Here is a 23,930-nt window from a genome sequence, read left to right on the forward strand (position 1 = left end):
ACAGACTCAGCATCCGCATCTTCAGAAAATTTATCGGCTACCACATGATCCATGGGAAGAATGATCTCAACTCCGGCTTTCCTGGCATTCTCCAGAAAGAGTTTAGCCGTATCTATAAACTCTTCTTCAAAGAGTGAGTTACCGATGCTGTAGCCCTGAACCTTCAGGAATGTATAGGCCATCCCCCCTCCGATGACAAAAGTGGTGCATTTGTCCAAGAGTGAGTCAAGGACACCTATCTTTGATGAAACTTTAGCACCTCCGATGATGGCAACAAAGGGTTTCTCAGGAGATTCCAGGACCTTATCAAAAAAGAGACACTCTTTTTCCATAAGCAATCCTGCGCAGGAAGGGAGATATTTTGTAATACCCTCTGTGGATGCATGTGCCCTGTGAGCAGCGCCAAAGGCATCATTAACATACACATCACCCAATTTTGCTAACTGTGATGCAAATTCAGGATCATTTTTTGTTTCTGCTTTATGATACCGTGTGTTTTCCAAAAGAAGAATTTCTCCGGCTTTCAGTGATGATGCCAGGGCTTCAACTTCGCTTCCGATACAATCGGGAGCCGTTCTGACAGGAACTCCTGTAAGCTCTGCAAGATGGCTTTCCAGTTGTTTCATGCTGAACTGCGGCTCTCTCGCTTCAGTGGGTCGCCCCATATGACTCATGACAACAAGAGAGGCTCCTTCCTGTTCAAGGATGTACTTGAGAGTGGGCATGGCACTCATCATTCTCGTATCATCTGTAATTTTTCCATCTTTGAGAGGAACATTGAAATCCACTCGGATCAGAACACGCTTGTTCTTGAGATCCAGATCTTTAACGGTAATAACACTCATATTAAGTTCTCCTGTTTTATTGTTATACAAGTTTCTGAGCTAAATCAATAACCCTGGTGGAATAACCCATCTCATTGTCATACCAGGATATGATTTTGAAAAAACCCTCTCCCATCTTCATGGTGCAGCCTGCATCGTAGATTGAAGAATGGGGATTCCCTTTCACATCCATTGAGACAATGGGATCTTCCATATATTCGAGAATGCCTTCCATGGACCCTGCGGCAGCAGCCTTAAAGGCACTGTTCAGTTCTTCAATGGTACAATCGTCTATCAACTGAACAGTCAAGTCAACCAAAGATCCAGTAGGTGTTGGCACTCTCATGGCTCCCCCGTTGAGTTTCCCCTGTAATGCGGGGATGATCTTGCCTATGGCGAGAGCCGCACCGGTAGAGGTGGGAATGATATTCAGTCCTGCCGATCGTCCTCTTCTCAGATCAGAATGGGGGGTATCCAGAAGAACCTGATCATTCGTATAAGAATGAATCGTCGTCATAAGACCTTTTTCAATGCCAAAGGAATCATTCAGGACCTTGACTATCGGGGCCAGGCAGTTGGTCGTACAGGAAGCATTGGAATAGGCATTGATTTCTGAGACAATTTTTTCTTCATTGACTCCGAGGACAACCGTTTCAATCTCATCTTTCGCCGGAACTGTCAGTATCACCTTTCTGGCACCTGCTGTTATATGGTCAAGATAGCCTCCGCCTTCTGCATCGGCTGAACGGAATATCCCGGTGGATTCAATGACGACATCCACATCCAACTCATCCCAGGGGAGGTCTGCAGGATTTTTTATGGAAAATATGGGAATTTGCAGGCCATCGACAATGATTTTATCCTCACCGACAGTCACTTCTCTGCTGTAGACTCCGAAGGTGGAATCATATTTCAGCAGATGAGCCATTGTTTTAGCATCTGTCAAATCGTTGATACCAACGATGTCCACACCTTCCCTTTCCATAGCTATTTTGAAGACATTTCTGCCGATTCTACCGAAACCATTAATTGCGATTTTCAAGGGAATCCTCCCGAAATCTTTAAATTTTTATTGATTTTACTATAGACAAATCCTAAGGTCAGGTCAAGAACTAGTAGAGTTTGAGAAGTTGTGATTTGAGTTCTTCATTCACGGGAGGACCATATGAATCAGGCAGAGCCATATCCTCTGTCAGCATAAAGATTTCATCCCCTGCATTGACAAGATCAAAAGGAGAATTCCGCTGGAGTGTTCCTAAAGAGTAATTCTCCTGTAATTTCGTCAGAACAACAGTACCCAGAAGATCATCTATTGAGAATTCCAGATAGGGTGGCTTGTCTGTCCACCGTTCAGAATCTTTCCTTAACAGAATAAATTCGCTGTCTTTTTCAAGAGCATCCGACAATCCAAGATTCAACAGAACCTGCTTTTCATCGATCCCCATAACCGAACCCTTCAAGGGAAGTGTCAGAAGAATATTTTCGGCACTTTTAAATAGAATGTCGTTCACCCGTCTGTTTCCGGATCGGAGAATATGAAAACGGTGAAGGAGTGCCCCGGTTCTGGAAAGATGAATTGAGCAACTCAGACCAATTGTTCTTTCTGTTTCCGATACAGACAGGACAACATAAAAATTCGAATCCATGAGATGACTTTTTCTATAGGCATCTGCAGAATTCTCTATGGTTTCCATGCTTCGTATTTCATAGTGGGAATTCCTGTTCAACTGATTGCTGACTGAAACCATCAGAGCATCTTCCATTCCTGAATGGATCAGACTGCTCTCTTCTTTGTTGAAATACAGTGAGATTGAAACTGGATTGAAGCTACGAATCAGAGGGGTCTTCCAATTGTTAAGAATGGAAAGATCTTCACTGCTTTCAAGCAATTCAAGGACTCTCAGATAGGTTTTGTTGTCAAAGCCTTCCCTCTTGAGAGCCAGCATTTCATCCCTATACCTGTTTGGATAGCCTAAAGAGTTCTGAATGGCGGCATAGTTCCACCATCCTTCAAGATCCAGAGGAGAGAGAAGACGACCGATTCTGTATTCATTAAAAGCTTGTAAATATTGAAAAGATTTCTCAAAGCTCTTTCCCAGGGCAAAATGGTATTTCCCGGCTTTTATGCGCTCCTCATGGCCTATGGGATATTCCTTTAACAGAAGATGTTCCATAGCGATACGGGATAATTCATCACCCGGGTCGATGATCTCGACAGTTCTAAAGCTTAAAAGAGCTTCATCAAATTCCCCCATCCCCATAAAACTTCGGCCCAGAAGGTACCAGACTAAGGGGTCTGCCTGCTGGAAACTAACGGCTTTCTTAAAATTGAATACGGCATCTTCATACCTGTCCATTCGGTTATATATAGTACCCAGAAGGATAGGGATAGATCTGTTTTCAGGATTCAGTGCCTGCCATTTTAATGCCAGAGCCTCAGCCTTTCCCCAATTTCCATTTCGACTGTAGTGACGAATGGCAAAATCCATTACCGAAGGATCCTGAGGATAGTATTCCAGGGCTTTATTCAGATAGAAAAGGGATCTATCTGTCTCGGCTGTTTCTTCATACAGAAGAGAGAGGGACAGCAAGGCTCTCCGGCTGTCTGGATTGACAGCCAGGCTCCGTTCAAACAAATCTGTACCTTCAGAGTAATTCCCCTGAAAAACAGCAATCTCTGCCTTGCCGTAAGCCGCTTCAGTATTATTAGGCTCAATGGCGAGGGCTTTCTGAAAATGAAGCTCCGCATCTTCCATCCTGTTAAGCCCCAGGTAGATTCGGCCTGTCAGAGTAAGAAGGTCGACCCGCTTGTCCGCTCCTTTGAGTGCCATTTGGGCATGAGTCAATGCCTCTGAATATTCTTGAAGAAGAAAATAGGCTTCTGCCATGCCTTTGCGGGCATCCACATAGAATGGATTGACCGACAGAGCCTGCTTGAACAGATCCAGGGAGGAGTAATAGTCTCCCCTTCTCAGGGCATTCTGCCCGTCCTGGTACAAGTCCAGGGTTTGAGCCTGCAGGAAGACTGATGAGAATAGAAATAGTATGATGATCAGTTTATTCAGTTTCTGCATCGGCCCTGAATATTATCTTTACAGTTTTAATCTTGTGTCCATCCATCGTCTGTATAATAAAATCCAGGTTTTCAAACTGGACCTTTTCAAAACGTACGGGAATCTTTCCAAAGAGATCAAAGACAAAGCCACCGAATGTATCAAATTTTTCTTCAGGGAGTTCTAGAGAGAGTTTATCATTCAAATCCTCAATATTCATCCTGGCATCACAGAGGAAGGTTCCTTCGTCGATTTCAAGAAGATCATCATCTTCATTATCGAACTCATCCTGAATATCGCCGACAATTTCTTCAATGATATCTTCCATACAGACGATTCCTGAAACACCGCCGTACTCATCCACAACTATGGCGATATGAACACGCCGGACCTTAAATTCTTTGAGAAGGGAATCCAGTTTCATACTTTCAGGGACAAAATAAGCCTTTCTCATGATCTCTTTTATTAAATAATCATTTTTCTTGACCATAAAACTAAGGAGATCTTTGACATACAAGACACCAATAACATTGTCGATGGTGTCCTCATATACGGGAAAACGGGAATGCCCGGATTGAATCATTGTTTCATAAAGCTCTTCTTCCAGCATATCCACTGGAATAAATACAACATCAATACGTGGAATGATGACTTCCTTAACCTTGGTATCTGAAAGCTCAACAACCCCTTTGATCATTCCTTTTTCATCAACATTCAAATCTGTCAGAGCTCCGCGATTAACGATAGAAGTTCGGTCATCCTTTTTTCTAAAAAGAGTATTCAAAATATTCACTCTAAAAAACCTCGATGGAGCCAGTCTTTTTCAGGAGTTCTTCCTGATGCTGGAGCATCTTTTCGTCTGAGTCTCGTGTTTTATGGGTCATCCCTTTCAGGTGCAGTATTCCGTGTATGGTCACTCGTTTAAGCTCTTCCTCTAATGGTACGCTATACAGTTCTGAATGGTGTCCTAATGTATCCATCGAAATAATGATATCCCCGGCACTCATCTGCTCTCCGGGTATACTCATGATTCCTTCTCCTTCAGTCTGACTAAAGGAAAGAACATCCGTCGGTTCATCTTTATCTCTGTAGTGGACGTTTAATTCTTTTATATAGGGATCATGGCAGAGAGTCAATGAAATTTCCCAGTCTGTCAGTTTCTCGGCCTCTAGAACAGCCTGAACAAAGCTTTGATACCGTTCCAACCATGGGGGCTCTTCATCAAGACGGGAGATAATATCAATTTCTATCATTCTGGTTCCTTTCTGCTCTATCCGGGTATTCTATTCTATTATGGTAATGACCAGTGAGTACATGAACAAATGAAGATTTTACCATTTCCAGTTCCTGTAGTGTCATACCGCATTCATTTAGTTCTCCATCCTTAAACCGGACCATTATAAGATCCCAGAGAAACTTTTCAAGTTTATTCACTGTGGGCTTTACCATACTCCTCGTGGCGGCTTCCGCCATATCGGCCAGCATCACAACAGCGGCTTCCTTGCTCTGAGGCCGGGGACCATTGTGGCAGTAATCTTCCCGGGACACATTATCCGCCCCCTTCTCTTTTACAGCCTGCTGATAAAAATACTCTATCACACTGGTTCCATGATGTTGTGAAATAATATCAATCACTCCTTCAGGAAGGTTCAGCTTCCTGGACATCTCCACACCGATTTTAACATGAGATTTGATGACTGCAACAGATAATGTTGTTTTCATGTCATCATGTTTATTGTATTCCTTCTGATTCTCACTGAAGTATTTGGCCTGATCGATCTTGCCGATATCATGATAATAGGCCCCGACCCGTGCTAAAAGGGCATTCGCTCCGATATTCCGGCATCCCGTCTCGGCCAGATTAGCAACATTGATGGAGTGGGAATAGGTCCCGGGAGCCAGAGCCAGCATTCTCTTGATGATGGGCGTGTTGAGATCGGATAATTCCTGCAGACGGAAGGTCGTACAGGGATTCAATATATGTTCGAAGAGTGGAAGAATCGTCAATGACAGGAATCCGCTTAAGATCCCGTTGAGTCCGGCTACAATCACCGAGAGAACCAGAATTTTGAGAGTCACTGGAATAATAAGCATCATCAGCAGGGCCAGTATAATCTGTACCAGGGCCAGAAATAATCCACCTTTAATCAAATCAATTCTTTTTTCTGCACCCTCAATGACAAGACAGGAACCAAGACCGCTGAAAAGAGTAAAATAGAGGGCTTGAGAATTAAAATTCAAAACAAAAAAGATGAGGACTGACTGAATGAGAACGAAAATAATTGTTTCCCGCCTGTTGCGGATCAATGACAGAATAATAGACACAAGTGCTGTAGGCATAAAAAACACAACAGGCACTCCACCAGGAACGGAGAGGAAACGAAACAGAAAGAGTGTCAAAATCAAATGAAACCATGATAGAAAAAAGAGTAAATGGGGATTCTCCAAAAGGCCTGCGGTTCCCGGGAAGGCAATGAGCAATACAATGATAAAAAGGAAAACAAGGAGAGTATAGAAAAAGGGTGCTGCAATAGCACTGAGACTGATCCTACCTCTCATATCCAGAAAAGCATCTACCTTAGCCAGTTCGAGAGAAGTCACAACCGAATCCTTGTCAAGCAGGTTATCTCCCGCATCCAAATAGATCCAGACAGGAGTCATGGTTTTCAGAACTTCCTGTTTTTTAAGCTCTGTCAATTCTGCACTGAAGAAACAATTGGGTTCCAGAAAATAATACACCATCATTTCGATAAACTTGGCTTCCCCATTGGTATAATCGTAATAGCTGAGGTAGTCCCGCACAGTATCCTGCCAATTATCAATGAGGATAATGTTTTCAACCATCTGAGTTGTTTTCTCTCCCAGATCGGAATGAATGACTTCCAGGAGTCCTGTGGCACCGGAGCGATTTTCATTCAGATGGCTGAAAAGCCCTGACTGCATAATCGTTTCAATAGAATCCCTGGTTCCGCTGAGCATAAGGGAGAGGCGTATGGGATCCAGCTCCCTCAGATATTTGAGATATTGGATTCCGGGGTAAGTGTTTTCCATGGATTCAAGTATCTTTGAGAATTCTTCATCATCTTCTACCCCTGATATATTGGAATAGAACTCATCAAAACTTTTTAAAACCCTATTAGTAATATCATCTTTTACCACATATACCGGCAGGATGAGATCCATAGCCAGCATCATTTTCTTCTCTGTTGCTTCTTGATTTATAAAAGTAAGAGACTTATTCAGAAGGACATCTTCGGTGATGATGTCTCCCTCTTTATAGTTGTAGAATGCTTCTCTTAAAAATATTTTATCAAATTGTGTCAGCAAAAGTATGGTGAAAACGATAATGCAATAGTACATAAACAAAACCTTTCTGTTCATGTTCGTATTGTCAGTCACCAATGGGTTTTCAAGAAAATTAATTCGTATGTTCCTGTTCATAAGCCTCTAATATTTTTTTTACAAGTGGGTGACGTACCACATCTCCTCTTTGAAATGATGAAAAACCAATGCCATCAACATTCTTTAGAATCCCTGCGGCATGGATCAATCCGGATTTTTCCTTACAGGGAAGATCAATTTGAGTTAAATCTCCAGTTACAATAGCACGAGACCCCTCTCCCATCCTGGTGAGGAACATTTTCATCTGTTCCTGTGTCGTATTTTGAGCCTCATCAAGGACTATGATGCAATTCTTCAAACTGCGTCCTCGCATATAAGCCAGGGGTGAAATTTCATATAGTTTCATATCCTGTATTTTTTGAAAAGCTGCCGTCGTCAATATCTCTTCCATTGCATCAAACAGGGGTTTCAGGTAAGGATCCAGTTTTTGTGTCAAATCACCTGGAAGGTATCCCAGAGTCTCTCCTGCTTCAACAACAGGCCGTGTGAGTATAAGCTTGCGATAGCGCCGGTTGAGTATTTCGCTCAGGGCATAGGCAATTGCCAGAAATGTTTTCCCCGTACCTGCCGGACCGACTCCTATAGATAAATCATGATTCTCCATCAGAGAAATAAAACGGGCCTGGTTGAGATTCCTGGGTATGATTCTGCCTTTCCCCCCGGGAATGTTGATCTCATGAGTCAGGAACTCTTTTCCGTCGGAAAGAGGATTTTCTCCTGTATAATACTGGAATAGTGTCTCGATCATATAGGAATTGGGGGTCTTCTTCTGTTTTACAGAAAAAAGGAGATCATTGAGTATAGATTCAAATAGAGAGCTATGTTCACTATTTTCAGGTGCAAGATGGATTTCATTGCCTCTGGTGTAGATCCGAGTATGCAGTAAACCTTCCAACTGTTTGAGGTTCCGGTCATTGGGTCCACAGACTTGAACCAGTGTATCCGGATCATCAATAACGATCGTATCAGTGTTTATCAAATAAAATCCTTAATAAATGACAGTTTAACGCCACATCCTTCCCCTAGTCAAGAACTCTGAATCCCTATCATCTGTTATCAACACTCCACTCCTTATCCTTCCGCTGAACAAGAGATTTAATCTGGGGAATAGGATTCCAGACAAGAGCAATTGAAAACTCCGAGTACCAGTCATAGGAATCATCTTCCAGTTTGGGATATCCTGAATAAAGAAAGGTTAAATCCCAGTCCCTCAGATGATGCACCAGCTCCAGGCCGATTTTCTCCAGATTAAAATTCGAACTATATCTGTCCCTTTGATCCGGGCTGAAGATATTTACTGATTTATAGAGATCATTCCAGAAACTATAATCCTCCTGAATCCCCAGCTTGTCTCTATAGTGTTCAGAATAAAGATACATATTCTTATTACTGGAGGTCATGTTGAATTTTAAATCTAGGAACTGAAACACATTATATTTAAATTCCCAGTTGAAACTGAGTGAATTGTCATTAAATTTTTGAAGATTGACCTGCCAATCCATATTCAGATTTGTATCGAAATACATCCTGTTCTTCCAATAAGGATCTTTAATCAGATCCATGGTATATCCCGTATTGAACCGGGAGGGTACAAAGGCATCCTCCTCCTGTATCCACGAATAGGATTCAATATCCCAATTGTAGGGAGTCGTATATTCATGAGTATAGGCTACATAAAAACCGAAAGTCTCGACCCTGGAAAAGCTTTTTGTCAGGTTTTCCTGTTCAAAATCATATTCAAGGTTCTGTTGAAGTGAAATTTTCTCGATAGGAGTGTATATAGACGTAAAAATGAGAGGCTGAAAGGTCCACTCCTCTTCTTCCTTGACAATAGTCTGAGATACAGTGGATCTCCAGTGAAAAATATCATATCCTGCGGACTGAGTATAGGTTTCCTTTTGATTCAAGGGCGGGAGAATGAAGCTGGAATCACTGGCCATAAAGAGTATACCCGTATCATACTTCACAAGCATCCCGGTTTTATGCTGATTAACAGTTTCCTCATCCCAGCCTGCCCAGACTTCGTTATACACCGGCATCTCACCATCGATATAGCTTTCAAATGTTTTTTTATACAATTGGTTATCTATATTGTAATTAATATTTGAGCTGGAGAAATCAGTCCTGTATTTGAGAGGGTAATATTGACTGCTCAGCTTATTGTTCCAATCAACAGAATTTGATCTATAATCGTTCAGCTTTTGATCATAATCCACATCTTCCTGATCAAGACCAAAGGCATTCATATGGGAGCGCTGGTTATTCGTATATGTGTTGTTATTTAAAAGGAGAACCCGGCTGTCAAAAAACCGGTTGTCAAAATCGGTAGAAAGCCGGTTGCTTCTCAGCATAATGGATTCATCCATTTCAAAACTGACATCACTGGGATCATCCCATTCCAGGTTATTGGTATATCCTTCTACATTAATGAGAGAACTGATGTTATAAGTGAAAGAATTAACATAGAGGACAGGTTTCTGATTCTGGAATAATTCTGTCCAGTAATCACCCGGGAGAAGCGTATTTTCGTCCTCAATGTCTTCTTCCTTCTCCTTCTCATTTTTATCCCAGGGGGGCATCAGGGGGTCAGAGTCCTCTTCCTTGTCCGGAGGATCGGCTTCAGAAGCCCAGCCCCAACCGTCTCTGGTTGAAAAGGAAAGCGGTGTTCCTGAAATGGAGACCTGAGCATAGGGGAGAACCATTTTTTCAGGATAAAAGAATGTACGGGAGGGAGATAGAGCGTTTTCCACTTCCCCATTATCCCTTCGATTCCATTCCAGATTGAAGCGGACAGGATTGATGCTGATGGAATTGACAAAGGGCTTTAATATATTCGGTTGAAAAGTCTGGCTATAGGCCAAATTCCAATCCATATCGGTAACCGTATCCGGGATACTCTCTTCACTGGGATCGGAAGTCAGAATGGAATTCAGCCAGTCATATGACTCTTCACGATCCATGAAATCTTCATTGAAATAGGGGTCTGAATAAAAACGGAAATCTCCGCTGACACCGGCCATTGAAAAAGTGAGATCCTGCCCCCAGCGGAAAGGGAGCTCGGTGTCTCCTATAACAGTGCTGTTCCACTGAGGAACATAATCATTGTTATCATCCTCAAAATAGATATTTCCATTGCTGTCAATATTGCGGCTCACAGCCATACCGCTGGTGAATTCAAGGTTATTCAGGATTTTTTTATTGCTGAATGACCCGGCGATTCCCGAGTAGGCTCCCAGCCTGGAGTACCAGTCGGCCATGATCTTGAGAGAGTCGGCGGATGCATCGGGATCAGAATTCACTTTTTCCTCTTTCATCAGAAAAAAGCCTTCTCTCACTAATTCATATTCCTGATCGGCAGAACTACCCAGGCTGAAGAAAGAAAAATCATTATCAATTTCTTTCTCCCCGATTAAATAGGTCGTGGTCTGAAGAAAAGTCCCCTGACGGGTTTTATTTCCGATCACAGGATTGAAAATCAACTCATTACCCGGTTTGTAATAAAATGGTATGTAGAGAATGGGTACATGTCCGATGTAGAGGATCCCATTGAGGACACCCCACTCCTGAGGACCCATGAGCCATAATTTCGTAGCCTTCAGCTGGAAATCGGGATTCTCTACGTCCTGGGTTTTGATTATTCCTTCATCAAGAATAAAGATACCCCCTTTGCCTGATTTGCGGATGGTCTCTCCATTAAAATAAAAGGTATATTCTTTGTCCTCAACCATTTCCTTTCTGAGTGATTTGCCCTTGAAGATAACACCGCTCCAGGATGTAATGGAGAATTCCAGACTGTCCCCGTAAAAAACATCCTCAGTTTCTCCTGTTACCAGGGTGTATTTTAGATTCCCTCTGGCTGTTATGATCTGCTGGGACTGGTTGAACACAAGTTCATCAGACAGGATAATATGCCGCCTGGGATTGACCCCCTGTTCTTCCATTTCGACTTCAACATTCCCCTTGAGGACAATCATCTGTTCACCATTTTCTTCAATGGTAAAATAATCCGTACTATAAGCGGAACGAACGGTAATGATAGACACATTTTCATTCGCCTTTTGGGTGAAAACCGGTGTCAATCCGTAAAACTTATAGAGCTGTGACCGGAGAGCCTGGGTGTTGCCCTGATCCGACAGCTCCAGGGTCCTGCCCCAGGCCACCAACTCGTAATAACCTGCAGTTTCGATGTCTTTGATCATTGTTTTTTCATAAAGAGACAGTTCAGGCTGTTCAGACAATTCAGGCTGTTCAGACAGTTTCGGCTGTTCTTCAACACGGCCCACATCATCCTCTCGAGAGAACAAAGGAGATGTGAGAAGAAGGAGTATGATCATGGCTGCGGAAAATGTATATTTATTCATGATCAGGGAAGAAGTTCTTTCAAAAACCGTCCTGTATAGGATTTTTTGCTTTTCGTAACTTCTTCAGGAGTTCCGGCAACTACAAGATGCCCTCCCTTATCCCCTCCTTCCGGTCCGAGATCGATCACATAATCGGCAACTTTGATCACATCCAGGTTATGTTCAATCATACATATGGTATTTTTTTTGTCCACAAGAGTCTGCAAGACCTCTAAGAGCTGTTTTACATCGGAAAAATGCAGACCTGTCGTTGGTTCATCGATGATATAAAAAGTTTTCCCTGTCTGCCTCTTAGACAATTCCAGAGAAAGTTTGACCCTTTGAGCCTCTCCTCCGGAAAGGGTGAGGGCCGATTGGCCCAGATTGATATAGCCCAGTCCTACGGATTGGAGGGTTCGGCATTTATGAGCGATACTGGGGATGGCAGAAAAGAATTCCACAGCTTCGTCGATAGAAAGCTCCAGGACTTCATGGATATTCTTCCCTTTGTAGCGGATCTCCAGAGTTTCACGGTTGAACCGTTTTCCCTTGCAAACATCACATGTGACATAAACATCGGGCAGAAAATGCATCTCAATTTTCTGTGTCCCTGCACCCTGGCAGTTTTCACAGCGTCCACCTTTTACATTAAAATAAAAACGACCTGGTTTATAACCTCTGGCTTTTGAATCAGGAAGAGATGAAAAAAGATCACGAATCGGTGTGAAAAGACCTACATATGTGGCCGGATTGGAACGGGGCGTCCTTCCTATGGCACCTTGATCGATACAGATGACCTTATCAATTTCTTCTATACCGGAAATACTTTTACACGCTCCCACACTATGTTTGGATCGATTGATCTGGTTGTTCAGTCCGGGATAGAGGATATCTGTGAGTAAAGTTGATTTTCCCGATCCGGAAACACCTGTGATAACCGTCATGGTTCCCAGGGGAATTGTTATATCGATATTTTTCAGATTATGTTCAGTGGCCCCTTTCACCACAATTGATTGACCTGTTCCCTTGCGTCTTTGTTCAGGGATTTCTATTTTGATAGCTCCGCTCAAGAATTGACCTGTAAGACTATTGGGATTACTCAAAATATCATCCAGTGTCCCTTCTGCGGTGATCCTGCCGCCGTGTATTCCCGCTCCCGGACCAATATCCACTATATAATCTGCAGTTCTCAGGGTCTGCTCATCATGCTCCACGACGATCAGGGTATTGCCTATATCCCGGAGGTGTTTCAATGTATTGATCAATCTCTCATTGTCTCGCTGATGAAGGCCTATTGTGGGTTCATCCAGAATATAAAGAACACCCACCAGGGAGGAACCAATCTGTGTTGCCAGGCGGATTCTCTGTGCCTCACCACCGGATAAGGTGGCGGCTTCACGGTGAAGGGTGAGATACTCGAGACCGACACTTTCCAAAAAACTGAGGCGGTCCCTGATTTCTTTTAAGATCTGTTCAGCAATATGCTGCTCTGTTTCGTTCAATTCCAGGGAGTTGAAAAAAGAAGTTCCTTCTTTGATGGACAAACGGGATAGATCATCAATATTCTGATCATGAACCTTTACATGGAGTGACTCTTTCCTAAGCCGTTTACCAGCACAGCTGTGGCAGGTCTTCTTTTCCATATAGTCTTCTATCCAGTCTTTCATGGAATCCGAAGAGCTTTCCCGGTATCTCCGCTTAAGATCATCGATGATGCCCTTATACTGGGAGGTGTATTCAAAACGTCCAGTTCCTTCCTTGTTTTCATAGAGGACTTCAATTTTATCATCTGTTCCGTAAAGCATGATTTCAAGTATTTTTGGATCTAGTTTATCCAGAGGGGTATCCAGGGAAAAATGATAGAAACTAGACAGGGCTTCGAACCAGCTTCTGTGCCAGTTTGCCTTTGGATTGTAAGGTGCCACACCATGTTTATTGAAGGATAAGCTGAGGTCCGGGAATATCTTATCCCTTGAAAATTCAAGAGTCAGACCCAGGCCCGAACAGTCGGGACAGGCACCGTAGGGATTGTTGAAGCTGAACAGTCTGGGCTGAAGTTCTGGCATGCTGAAACCACAGTTGGGACACGAATTCTTTTCTGAAAAGAACTGCTCTGTCTCTTCACCCTTATCCTGGATGATAACCTGTCCTCCCGAGAGAGTAAGGGCGGTCTCTATTGATTGAGTGAGGCGGGAAATAGTTTCATCCGTGAGTTTGACCCGGTCTACCACCACCTCGATGGAATGCTTTTTATTCTTTTCAAGGTCAATCTTCTCTTCCAGAGAAAGGACTTCGCCATCCACACGAACACGAAGAAACCCGGATTTCAGGGCATCCTCAAATATTTTCCTGTGTTCACCCTTCTTCCCTTTTACCAGAGGAGATAAGATAACCAACTTGCTGCCTTCGGGTTTGGACCGCACGGCGTCGATGATCTGGTCAACCGACTGCTCCTTTATAAGGATGCCGCAGTCCGGGCAGTAGGGAATACCCACTCGGGCGAATAGTAATCTGAGGTAATCATATATTTCTGTAATAGTTCCCACAGTGGATCGTGGATTTTTATGAGTTGTTTTTTGCTCTATTGATATGGCTGGTGATAATCCTTCAATATAATCTACATCAGGTTTATCCATACGGCCCAGAAACTGCCTGGCATAAGCGGACAGTGATTCGACATAGCGTCTCTGTCCCTCTGCAAATATTGTGTCAAAAGCCAGGGAAGATTTACCGCTCCCGCTCAAACCTGAAATGACAATAAATTTATCCCGGGGCAACACCAGATTTATATTCTTCAGATTATGTTCTCTGGCGCCTTTGATGATTAGATTCTTCATGCCGGTACTATACTCCTGTTCAGTACTTTAAAAAAGGGGTTTCCTCTTCAGGATTTTTGATTTTCTGGGCAGCTAATTTTTTCCAGGAACTGCTGAAACTGCTCATGTTCAGGAGGGACCAGAACTCCAGGGCTCTTTCAGGATTCCCTTCCTGGTATAAAGCTTCACCAAGAAAATAGAGGGCACTGTATAAGGTTTCCATTTTAAGAAATGAATCTTTACCCAGATGATTCTCCATTTTTAAAAGTGTATACACCGAGGGAGTCATCATAAAAGAAGGATAAGCTTTATTTATAATCATTTCAGCAGAGAGTCGGTCTTCTGTCAGATGAAGAGGTTTGAAGGTTTTCAAGTCTCTTGCAAACACAAAATCAGACTGGCTGAGACTGCAGTATTCCTCATAAAGAGAGATTAAAAATTCCTCATCACTTTCCCAGGCTTCTTCCATATTGACGGGGAAGGAAAAATCGGGATAACGGCTGATAAGGGATTCTATCCCGCTACTGAAGATTGTGAGCAGAGGATAAAGATTCTTGATCAGGGAACTCTTCCAGAGGCCTTTCCCGTTGTAATAGCGGCCCAGGCGGGAGGTAGCTTCGAGAGAATATGTCAATTTTAAGCGGTACAGAAGGAGGAGCTTATCCAGACCGTCTGATTTAAGAAGCTGAATATAGGAGTGCTCTCTGCGGATAATTTCAGTATTTCTCTTCATCTCCTGGTCAAAAACAGAGAGGAGCAACTGTTCATATTGATCAAATTCTTTTTTATTCAGGTAGATATTCGCAATACTATAATAGATATTCCACTTATCATCGGGAATATAAAGGAACCGGGCATCTTCCAGGGCTTCTTTATATCGTTTTTCTGCCAGAAGATAATCCCCCTCGGCTTCATATATACGGCCGATCCAGTAGGTTGCTTCGGGAGTCAAAATCCCGTCTCTAGCGGAAAGACTGATCAAATCCAAGGCTTCACTCAGATGTCCCTGCTCATAAAGGGCCAACCCTTTTTCATAGAGAACCCAGCCGGGGAGATTCTGAGTATCGGTAGTCTGTGCTCCCAGAGAGCCGCATGTCAGGAGGAGTATTCCCGCCGCAATTGTTCCAATTCTTCCAGAAATGCTTCTTTTGCCGAACAAATATCTTCCCTCCGTACGATTTTACCCTGCTTAAATATCAGGACCTGCTTTCCATTTCCTGTAATCCCCAGATCAGCATGGGATGCTTCTCCGGGGCCATTGACTGAACAACCCATGACGGCAACTGAAGCCTCCAGAGGGAGTGTATTCAGTTCTTCCTTAACAGATTCAAGGAATGCATGGGTATCAAAGGACGTTCTACCGCATTTGGGGCAGGATATAATCCTGATTCGTCCCTTTTTTAAACCCAGATTCGTTAATAACTCGGCAGCCGCCAGTATTTCATATTCAGGTTTATCTGAAATTGAGATTCTAACAGTTTCACCGATACCCTCCCTTAAGAGATCTGACAGCCCGAGTGTAGATTTCACAATGGCCGGGATAAGCGGTCCTGCCTCGGTAATCCCCAAATGAAGAGGATAATCGTATTGCTGCCTGAATTCCTTATTTGAAAGGTATGTCACTTCTATATCGGAAGATTTAAGGGAAACGACAATATCCTTAAATCCTTTCCGTTCAAAGATTTCCAGATTGTCCTCAGCGGCCTGGACCAGACGCCGACTCCTGGCTTCGGGAGACCACTCACCCTTCGTCTTCAAAGACCCTTCATTGGCCCCTATCCTGATGACGGCCCCCCTGTCTGCCGCGGCCGCAATGATTTCTTCCACCTTCCAGGATTCTCCGATATTGCCTGGATTGATCCTGATCTTGTGAAATCCTGCATTTATGGCTTCCAGGGCAATTTTATAATCAAAATGGATGTCTCCCACCAGGGGCATGGTCGTTTTATGTAAAAGAGGAGACAGTTGTCTTACTGATTGAATATTAGGGAGGGCAAATCGGATCAAATCACAGCCCTTACGACTCAGATTATTCATTGATTGAATAAGGAGGTCATCCACGACAGTGACAGGTTTATCCCACATGGTCTGAATACTGACAGGGGACGCACCGCCCATGGGAACTGAACCGACCTGAACGATTCTGGATGTAGACATTTGTTCCTCCTGAAAAGACTCTTAAATAATGTCCATTATAGGGGAAGATGCAAAAAGACAGAAGTATTATTTAAGCAAAACCCGTTGTACTGCCCCCCAGATGGAGAGCAGTAAAAAAAGACTCCCCATATGGGGAGTCTTTTACAATAATACCAGATAGGATTAAAGAGCACCCATCAGGAATACCATGGCAAAGAGGGCTACTGTTTCAATAACTCCGAGAACCATCAGATAGTTTACAAAACCTTTACCAGTCTCACCCATGGCATCGGCCGCACTAGCGGCGGCTTTTCCCTGTGCATAAGCAGATGCACCCATAGCCAATCCACCAAACAGTCCCATACCAAGAAGCTTCATTCCTTCAGCATCTGAGGCCAGCATCTGATTCATCAGGATGAAACCATAAATAGTCTGAGTCAGAGGAGCACCTACAAAAGCAACCAGGAGGAAGGGAGCGGGCTTGTTAGCTGCAAAACATTTCTTCCAGGCTCCGATAGCAGCCTGCCCTGCAACTCCAGCTCCAAAAGCAGATCCAAATCCAGCTAGTCCCAATGCAGCAGCAAATCCCATCATTCCAATATCCATACCTATCTCCTTCTAAAACAATTCATTTTTATTATCCACAAACTTATCTAAACCAGCGCCATAACATGGCCCTGGTGTTTTCCCTGCTAAGGCCTAAGGGCCTTAGAAAAGGGTTCATATTTAATACCAGACCATTCCATATCCAGATGGCCTGAAAATTCCAACATATTGAGCCTCACACCATGAACGATCAAGGAGAGGGCTCCCATGGCAATATTAAGTCCATGACCCAGCAGGAGAATCAGAATGGCGCCGATAATAGCCGGCCCTTCCATCATGGGTGCTGCCATGGCATTGAAGCTGGAGGCGATGGCCAGTGAGGCCAGTCCTACGGCAAAAAGCCTGATATAGGAAATAATATCTGAGAGTAGACTGATCGAATCAAGGAACAGTGTAAACAATCCAATAGGATTCAGTCCCTTTAACACAGCTTTAAAGAAATTAACACCCTTCTCCTGTTTCCCAAAGACAATGACGGTAATCAATCCACCGCCAATCATATTCAGGGCATATTGAGGTACTGGTCCCATAGAAAGGACTAAGAGCAGAACAATATGATAGACCCCGATGAGCATGGATAACCATCCCAGCTGCTCAAAAGCGACCAGGGAAGGCATCTTGTTCATAAAATTTTTAAGACGGGCAATACTCAGCTGTATCGTGGCAATGACGAAACACATGTATTTCACGGTGATGCTGCTGTCAATGTCCCCCTCAAAAAATTGAGGGAACGATGCAATCGAAGGCAACACCAGGTTTTTGAGAGGAGCCCAGCCGCCCAGAGTTTGGGAACCGAACCATGTTCCTGTGAGAGAACCCCAGATGACAGTAGCAAAACTCAGAAGATACAGAAGACTGAGTGCCGCATTTCCCTTTCTCTTCTTGATATGGACAAAAGCGGTGATTCCAAGCAAAAGAACTCCATACCCTGCATCACCAATAATCATGGCAAAAAAGAGAGTGAAAAATATCAAAAATTCTTTACTTATATCCATCTCCCGGTAACCGGGAAGCACTTCCAGCACATTGAACAGAGGTTTGATCAATCCGACAACCTTATTATTTTCCACAAGAGTCGGTACGTTGTCTTCTTCCAGGGGATCACTTAAGACTAGTGCCCAGCCATTTTCCGCGGTTAACGATTTAAGAGCATCCCCTTCTCTGGCAGGCACATAACCCGAGAAATAGACCAGAGAAGTGTCATTCCCCAGACCTGTCAGGAGACTCTCAAACTGAAGATCCTGCTGAAGAGACTTTAATTCGGCTGCCATAAGATCTCGACGGATCGCCAGACTTTCCAGCATGGAATCAATCTCTGCTAAATTCTTCAGTTCCATTTCGTCCTGTCGTTTTAATTCACTGACACCTATACCGGGCAGCTGTAACGGCTCAGCTTCGGGGAAACTCTCATCTCCGGTGATGGCAATAATTCCATAGACAGAGGTTTTATTTGTCGAAACCGTAAAGGATCTGTACTCTTTTGAAACAAGAGCCCAATTAGTTTTATTCATTTGATAAAAACCGAGATCTACTCCCCGGCTTCTGAGAATGGAGACTTCTGATGGATCAAAATCACCCCAGGGTTCCCATTTTACCAGATCAGAAGCAATGGCGATTCTTTTCTCTTCCCCTTCCTTTCTTGAGTTAAGAAGAGTATGAACCTTATCACAAAGCCTATTTGCTTCTTCTGAGGAATAGTGTTCACTGACAGTTTTTACTTTCGGGTCGAGAATTTGATAGGCTCTTTCAAACCTGTCAAAAAGAGTTTTCAAGGATGCCGTTTTTTCATTACTGCCCCGGAACTCCTGTTCCAGATGTATGACACCTGCTTCCCGGATTTTATCAAGGGCCCTGTCTTTTTCATCATCCAGAAAGATAAAAGAGGCCTTTTTCATTTTAACAATCATATCAGCCTGCCTTCACCATTTTTTTCTTGGACATTTTACCCCGGACAACAGCAGCGGTCTGCTGGTCTCCCAGATAAACTCCGATCTTCTTGATATTTTCCCTGGCTTCTGGAATTTTGACTTTTTCAAAGAGGTTTACCCTCTGAGTAGTGGTCCGCAGCTCCCGGGTCAGACGTTTAATCTGTTCTTCCAGGACCTTGTATTCCAGATCCAGTAAAATAATACGCTTCACTTTTTCCACAGCCTTATCAACCCAGAGAGGCATTTTGAAGAGATTGTAGGAAACAGGATAAAAGTCGGCACCATTGAATACGGGGATGACCACCCCGGCAATGTTCCCGGTATCCGTTTTCACGGCTTTGACCTTGATTAGAGTTCCGTCAAGGCCGACATCTTCACCGAAGACACCGATCCATGTCCGGAACTCATTATTCAGAGCTTCCTGTTTCTGACGAACCTCAGCTTCCCGGATCTCCACATTGCGGATCTCTATTTGGAGCTGCTGTTTTTTAAGAATCAGCGTCGGAAGATAACGGGAATACATTTTCAGTTCATCCTTCTGCTTCTTCTGCTCATTCTTTGTCAGTTTTACTTTTGTCATGCTTATCTCTCTACGGGCCAGAACTGATCTATCAATGAAGATTTCAGTCCGGTTTCTTCAGAACTGAAACACTCAGCGAGTATTAACCATCCGTTATCCAGAGCCTTCTCCAGGGGTGTATTCACCGATAGATCCATCATTTCCGCTTCAAACCGGGCACCGTATTTCAGCAGTTTATTGTCCCATTCGGACATGTTGAAACCCATGGACTGTTTTTCCACCGACTCTTTATAGGCGGCATAGAGTTTAATCATACCATCCATCAAAGCGCGGTGGTCGTCCCTGGTCTTATCATTAACCTGCTGTTTCAGCCGGGAGAGTGAACCGAAAGGCTCGATCCTTCCATTTTTTAGGTAGTACTGGCCTTCTGTGATATATCCGGTATTATCGGGAACCGGGTGGGTTACGTCATCACCAGGCATGGTAGTGACACCCAGGATGGTGATAGAACCGGATCCGGCAATATCAACGGCCTTTTCATAACGGGACGCCAGCTGGGAGTAAAGGTCTCCCGGATATCCACGGTTTGAAGGAACCTGTTCCTGGGTGATGGCAATTTCTTTCATGGAATCCGCAAAGTTGGTCATATCTGTTAGAAGAACCAGAACCTTCTTTCCCTGAAGGGCGAATTTCTCGGCAACTGCCAAAGAAATATCGGGAACCATAAGACACTCAACTACAGGGTCAGAAGCAGTATGAATAAACATGATGGTTCTGCTGAGGGCTCCTCCCTCTTCCAGAGTATCCCTGAAAAAGAGGTAGTCATCGTATTTGAGACCCATTCCACCAAGGATGATCATGTCAACTTCGGCCTGCATGGCAATCCGTGCCAAAAGTTCATTGTAAGGCTCTCCCGAAGCGGAAAAAATAGGAAGTTTCTGTGATTCCACCAATGTATTGAAAAGGTCAATCATGGGAATACCCGTTCTGATCATATTTCTGGGAATGACTCTGTTAGCGGGATTGAATGATGGTCCCCCAATTGTTATCAAATTTTCATTCAGGGTCGGTCCATTGTCTCTGGGCTCACCCGAACCGTTGAAGATACGTCCCATCAGGTTATCTGTGAAAGAAACCATCATAGGATGTCCCAGAAAACGGACTTCATCTCCTGTAGAGATTCCACGTCCACCGGCAAACACCTGAAGAGACACATCGTCATCAGCCAGTTTTATAACTTCTGCCAGAGAGTCACCATAGGTTGTGGATATTTCGGCCAGGTCCCCGTACTTTGCTCCGTCGGCTTTAACTGTAATAACGTTTCCGACGATTGAATCAATTTTGCTGTAAACTTTTCTCATCTTATCCCTCAGCTCCTGGCCATTAAAGCGGCGGCTTTTTCATCTACACGGATTTTTTTATCTGATATGAAGGACTTAATTTCACCTTCAAGTTTTTTGAATCCGTCACACTGCCACTCTGAACCGTTGTAGTCCAAAATGAGCTGTCTGAGCTGATTAAACCAGCTTCGTGCCTCATCCTTGCTGCTTAAATTAAGCTCAGCGGAGAGGATTTCCATCATCAGATTAAAAACATGTTTCTGTCTTTCCGGTGATACAGCGGCATCGACGGCGTCAAAGGAGTTCTGCTGAAAATAGGCAGAATCCAGGAGTTCACCCTTCTGATACACAATAAAATCCTGGAGAGATGTTCCCTCTTCACCCACAACCTTCATCATGGATTCAATTTCATTGGCTCTGAAAAGAGTATTATAGGCATATTCAGTCTGCTTAGGATCAATGATCCCGTTATATTTACTCCAGGAATCAATAGGGTGAATGGCAGGATACTTTCGGGCGTCAGAGCGTTCACGGGACAGACCGTGAAAGGCTCCTACGACTTTCAGGGTGGCCTGGGTCACAGGTTCCTCAAAGTTACCTCCCGCGGGAGATACGGTACCACCGATAGTAACAGACCCTTTTCTTCCATCATTCAGCCTCACAAGACCGGCTCTTTCATAAAAACCGGCAATTGTTGACTCAAGGTAGGCAGGAAAAGCTTCTTCACCGGGAATCTCTTCCAGACGACCTGACATTTCTCTCATGGCCTGAGCCCAGCGGGATGTGGAGTCTGCCAGAAGAAGAACATCCAGTCCCATCTGACGGTAATACTCGGCAAGAGTCACCGCGGTATATACAGAGGCTTCACGGGAAGCAACCGGCATAGAGGAGGTGTTACAGATAATGATGGTTCTTTCCATCAATGATCGCCCGGTTTTGGGGTCCAGAAGTTCGGGAAACTCTTTCAGTGTTTCCACAACTTCTCCGGCACGTTCTCCACAAGCCGCAATGATGACGATATCCACATCGGCAAACCTGGATGTAATCTGCTGCAAGACTGTCTTTCCTGCACCAATGGGGCCGGGAATACAGTAGGTACCCCCCTTGGCCACCGGCAGGAAGGTATCAATCTGCCGAATCTGAGTGACCATGGGTTCAACAGGCCTCAACCTTTCGGCATAACAGGTCACAGCTTTTTTAACGGGCCAATGAAAACTCATACTGAGGGGAATGATATTCCCTTTGGAGTCCTCAATCTCGGCAATCGTATCTTTGAGCATATAGCTGCCCTTAGGTTGTATTGACTTCACTTTATATGTATCAAGACGGGAAAAAGGGACCAGGATCTGATGAGTAAAAGGACCCTCAGGAACCGATCCGATCACATCAGCCTTGGCCACGGTGTCGCCTGGATTAACGGTGGGTGTGAAATCCCAGAGTTTCTCTTTAGAAAGAGGATCAAGGTAATAACCTCTTTCCAGAAAGTAACCGGCGGCCTTAGCCAACTCGGGAAGCGGGTTCTGAAGACCATCATAAACCTGACCCAATAAACCAGGACCAAGTTCAACGGCTAAGAGCTCACTTGAGAACTCGACAGGATCACCGATTCCGATTCCTTTTGTAATTTCAAAAACCTGCATCTGAACACGGTCTCCGTTAACACGGATAATCTCGGATTTAAGCTTTGTACCACAGGTTACAACGTAACCCACTTCGTTCATCTGAACGGCACCGGAAACCTCAACGGTCACCATATTTCCATTAACACCAACTACTTTACCACTGCTTTTCATGCTTGTTCTCCAACTGCAACATCGTCTATTCCGGAGAGAATATTTTTGTAGATTTCCTGATATTTTGCAAAACCGGTCTCTTCATCAAAACAGCGCTTTCTCTCAACGATTTGAAGCTGCAGTGAATAAAGAACCAGAAACTCAAGGTCAAAGAAATGACCGACTTTCAGGTTTTCAATATATTCCCATCGTCCCATATTCAGGATATTTTCAGCGACCAGAGGAGACTCTTCCTTGAATGCGGCTGCTGCCAGTGCTGCAGCATCCAAGAAGCGTTCTCCCCCTATGGTATAATTTTCCGGGTCTATACCGATGGCGGCCCCTCTGAGAACAACCAGCTCATTACGAAGACTGATCTCCCATTTTCGATATTCTTCGGCTATGCCGAGGAATTCATTTTCTGTTTCAGGATTAATCAAAGAAGATTTCAGAATGCTCCACTCCAACGGCTTCAGCCATTTCCGGCAATCTTCCAGATAATCACTGTGCTTCAAATCTACCGGCTCGTCATAGTTGAGCAGAGGCAGAGAAGCAATTGTATAATAATACTGACCCAAAACGGACTCCTTTTACTTTTCCAGGATACTCATAAGTCCGGGGTTCAGATATTTAGAGAGCAGTTCCATGAGTTCTTTATCGGAGAAATCGTAGAAAGCACGTCCATCTTTGACAGAGATTCTGAATCCTGCATTCAAGTCACTGAAGGGTTTGATTTCCAACCCCTTTTCTACCTGAGCCTTCAGTTCTGATTTCAGCTGACTCTCCATGGATTTTAGAGTTTCAGGAGCAACAAGAACGCTGAGATCCTTGATTTCATCATCTTTCCAGGACTTGAGTACAGTAACAATACAGTCTTTCAGACTGTCCCCTTTGAGAACTTCCGCCGTTCCGGACTGAAGGATGCGGTCAAAGAGATCTTCAACGTCTTTTTTAATACCCAGCAACAGGTCTCTTCCAGCCTGTTTAAGAGCTTCTTTACCAGCCTGTTCCATCCGGCTTGCTTCATTCTGAGCCTGTGACTTAATATCTGATGCTTCTTTCTCAGCATTCTCGATGAGGGCAGCAGCTTTTTTTTCAGCTTCGAATATGATACGTGAGGAGTTTTCCTCAGCATTTTTTACACCGTCATTCTTGATCTTTTCAATAAGTTCCTTAACTTGAACATCCATGCG

18 protein-coding genes are annotated in these 23,930 nt (G+C 43.9%); all 18 read right to left on the reverse strand.

What is annotated here, in order from left to right; all coding sequences use genetic code 11:
* Positions 1-845, reverse strand: an 845-nt coding sequence (gene pgk / locus PF479_RS02310) for a phosphoglycerate kinase (RefSeq protein WP_298001832.1), incomplete at its 3' end; no start/stop codon positions are given.
* Between the two features lie 22 nt (positions 846-867).
* Positions 868-1,866 carry a type I glyceraldehyde-3-phosphate dehydrogenase gene (gap, locus tag PF479_RS02315; protein ID WP_298001834.1) on the reverse strand — a complete coding sequence of 333 codons (999 nt, stop codon included), beginning with the start codon at positions 1,864-1,866 and terminating at the stop codon, positions 868-870.
* 70 nt (positions 1,867-1,936) lie between these two features.
* Entirely contained in the window at positions 1,937-3,898 is a 1,962-nt protein-coding gene (locus tag PF479_RS02320; RefSeq protein ID WP_298001836.1) for a tetratricopeptide repeat protein, read from the reverse strand.
* Positions 3,882-4,622: a hemolysin family protein gene (locus PF479_RS02325; RefSeq protein ID WP_298001894.1), complete on the reverse strand. Its 741-nt coding sequence runs from the start codon at positions 4,620-4,622 to the stop codon at positions 3,882-3,884. Before PF479_RS02325 ends, PF479_RS02320 begins: the two co-directional genes overlap by 17 nt.
* Before the next feature lie 49 nt (positions 4,623-4,671).
* On the reverse strand, positions 4,672-5,130 hold the full coding sequence (gene ybeY / locus PF479_RS02330) for an rRNA maturation RNase YbeY (RefSeq protein WP_298001838.1): 459 nt from the start codon (positions 5,128-5,130) through the stop codon (positions 4,672-4,674).
* Entirely contained in the window at positions 5,117-7,237 is a 2,121-nt protein-coding gene (locus tag PF479_RS02335) for an HDIG domain-containing metalloprotein (RefSeq protein ID WP_298001841.1), read from the reverse strand. Before PF479_RS02335 ends, ybeY begins: the two co-directional genes overlap by 14 nt.
* A 58-nt stretch (positions 7,238-7,295) precedes the next feature.
* Positions 7,296-8,258 carry a PhoH family protein gene (locus PF479_RS02340; protein ID WP_298001843.1) on the reverse strand — a complete coding sequence of 321 codons (963 nt, stop codon included), beginning with the start codon at positions 8,256-8,258 and terminating at the stop codon, positions 7,296-7,298.
* A 67-nt stretch (positions 8,259-8,325) separates the two neighbouring features.
* On the reverse strand, positions 8,326-11,640 hold the full coding sequence (locus PF479_RS02345) for a hypothetical protein (protein ID WP_298001844.1): 3,315 nt from the start codon (positions 11,638-11,640) through the stop codon (positions 8,326-8,328).
* A 2-nt stretch (positions 11,641-11,642) separates the two neighbouring features.
* On the reverse strand, positions 11,643-14,456 hold the full coding sequence (gene uvrA, locus PF479_RS02350; RefSeq protein WP_298001845.1) for an excinuclease ABC subunit UvrA: 2,814 nt from the start codon (positions 14,454-14,456) through the stop codon (positions 11,643-11,645).
* Positions 14,457-14,475: 19 nt separating this feature from the next.
* Positions 14,476-15,594, reverse strand: a complete 1,119-nt coding sequence (locus PF479_RS02355) for a tetratricopeptide repeat protein (RefSeq protein ID WP_298001847.1) — start codon at positions 15,592-15,594, stop codon at positions 14,476-14,478.
* Positions 15,531-16,592 (reverse strand): flavodoxin-dependent (E)-4-hydroxy-3-methylbut-2-enyl-diphosphate synthase, encoded by a 1,062-nt coding sequence (ispG, locus tag PF479_RS02360; RefSeq protein ID WP_298001848.1) that lies wholly within the window; start codon positions 16,590-16,592, stop codon positions 15,531-15,533. The genes PF479_RS02355 and ispG overlap by 64 nt, the downstream gene beginning before the upstream one ends.
* A 162-nt stretch (positions 16,593-16,754) precedes the next feature.
* Positions 16,755-17,177, reverse strand: coding sequence for a V-type ATP synthase subunit K (locus PF479_RS02365; protein ID WP_298001850.1), 423 nt, complete (start codon positions 17,175-17,177; stop codon positions 16,755-16,757).
* An 86-nt stretch (positions 17,178-17,263) separates the two neighbouring features.
* The gene (locus PF479_RS02370) at positions 17,264-19,084 is read right to left on the reverse strand and encodes a V-type ATP synthase subunit I (RefSeq protein ID WP_298001851.1); all 1,821 of its coding nucleotides are present in this window, start codon (positions 19,082-19,084) and stop codon (positions 17,264-17,266) included.
* Between the two features lies 1 nt (position 19,085).
* On the reverse strand, positions 19,086-19,685 hold the full coding sequence (locus tag PF479_RS02375) for a V-type ATP synthase subunit D (RefSeq protein WP_298001853.1): 600 nt from the start codon (positions 19,683-19,685) through the stop codon (positions 19,086-19,088).
* Between the two features lie 2 nt (positions 19,686-19,687).
* The gene (locus tag PF479_RS02380) at positions 19,688-20,986 is read right to left on the reverse strand and encodes a V-type ATP synthase subunit B (RefSeq protein WP_298001854.1); all 1,299 of its coding nucleotides are present in this window, start codon (positions 20,984-20,986) and stop codon (positions 19,688-19,690) included.
* 8 nt (positions 20,987-20,994) lie between these two features.
* Positions 20,995-22,758, reverse strand: coding sequence for a V-type ATP synthase subunit A (locus tag PF479_RS02385; protein WP_298001856.1), 1,764 nt, complete (start codon positions 22,756-22,758; stop codon positions 20,995-20,997).
* On the reverse strand, positions 22,755-23,315 hold the full coding sequence (locus tag PF479_RS02390) for a DUF2764 family protein (RefSeq protein WP_298001858.1): 561 nt from the start codon (positions 23,313-23,315) through the stop codon (positions 22,755-22,757). Before PF479_RS02390 ends, PF479_RS02385 begins: the two co-directional genes overlap by 4 nt.
* Before the next feature lie 12 nt (positions 23,316-23,327).
* Entirely contained in the window at positions 23,328-23,927 is a 600-nt protein-coding gene (locus PF479_RS02395; RefSeq protein ID WP_298001859.1) for a V-type ATP synthase subunit E, read from the reverse strand.
* Positions 23,928-23,930 lie beyond the last annotated feature (3 nt).

Origin of the sequence: Oceanispirochaeta sp. (genome assembly GCF_027859075.1) — a bacterium.
Lineage (GTDB): Bacteria > Spirochaetota > Spirochaetia > DSM-2461 > DSM-2461 > Oceanispirochaeta.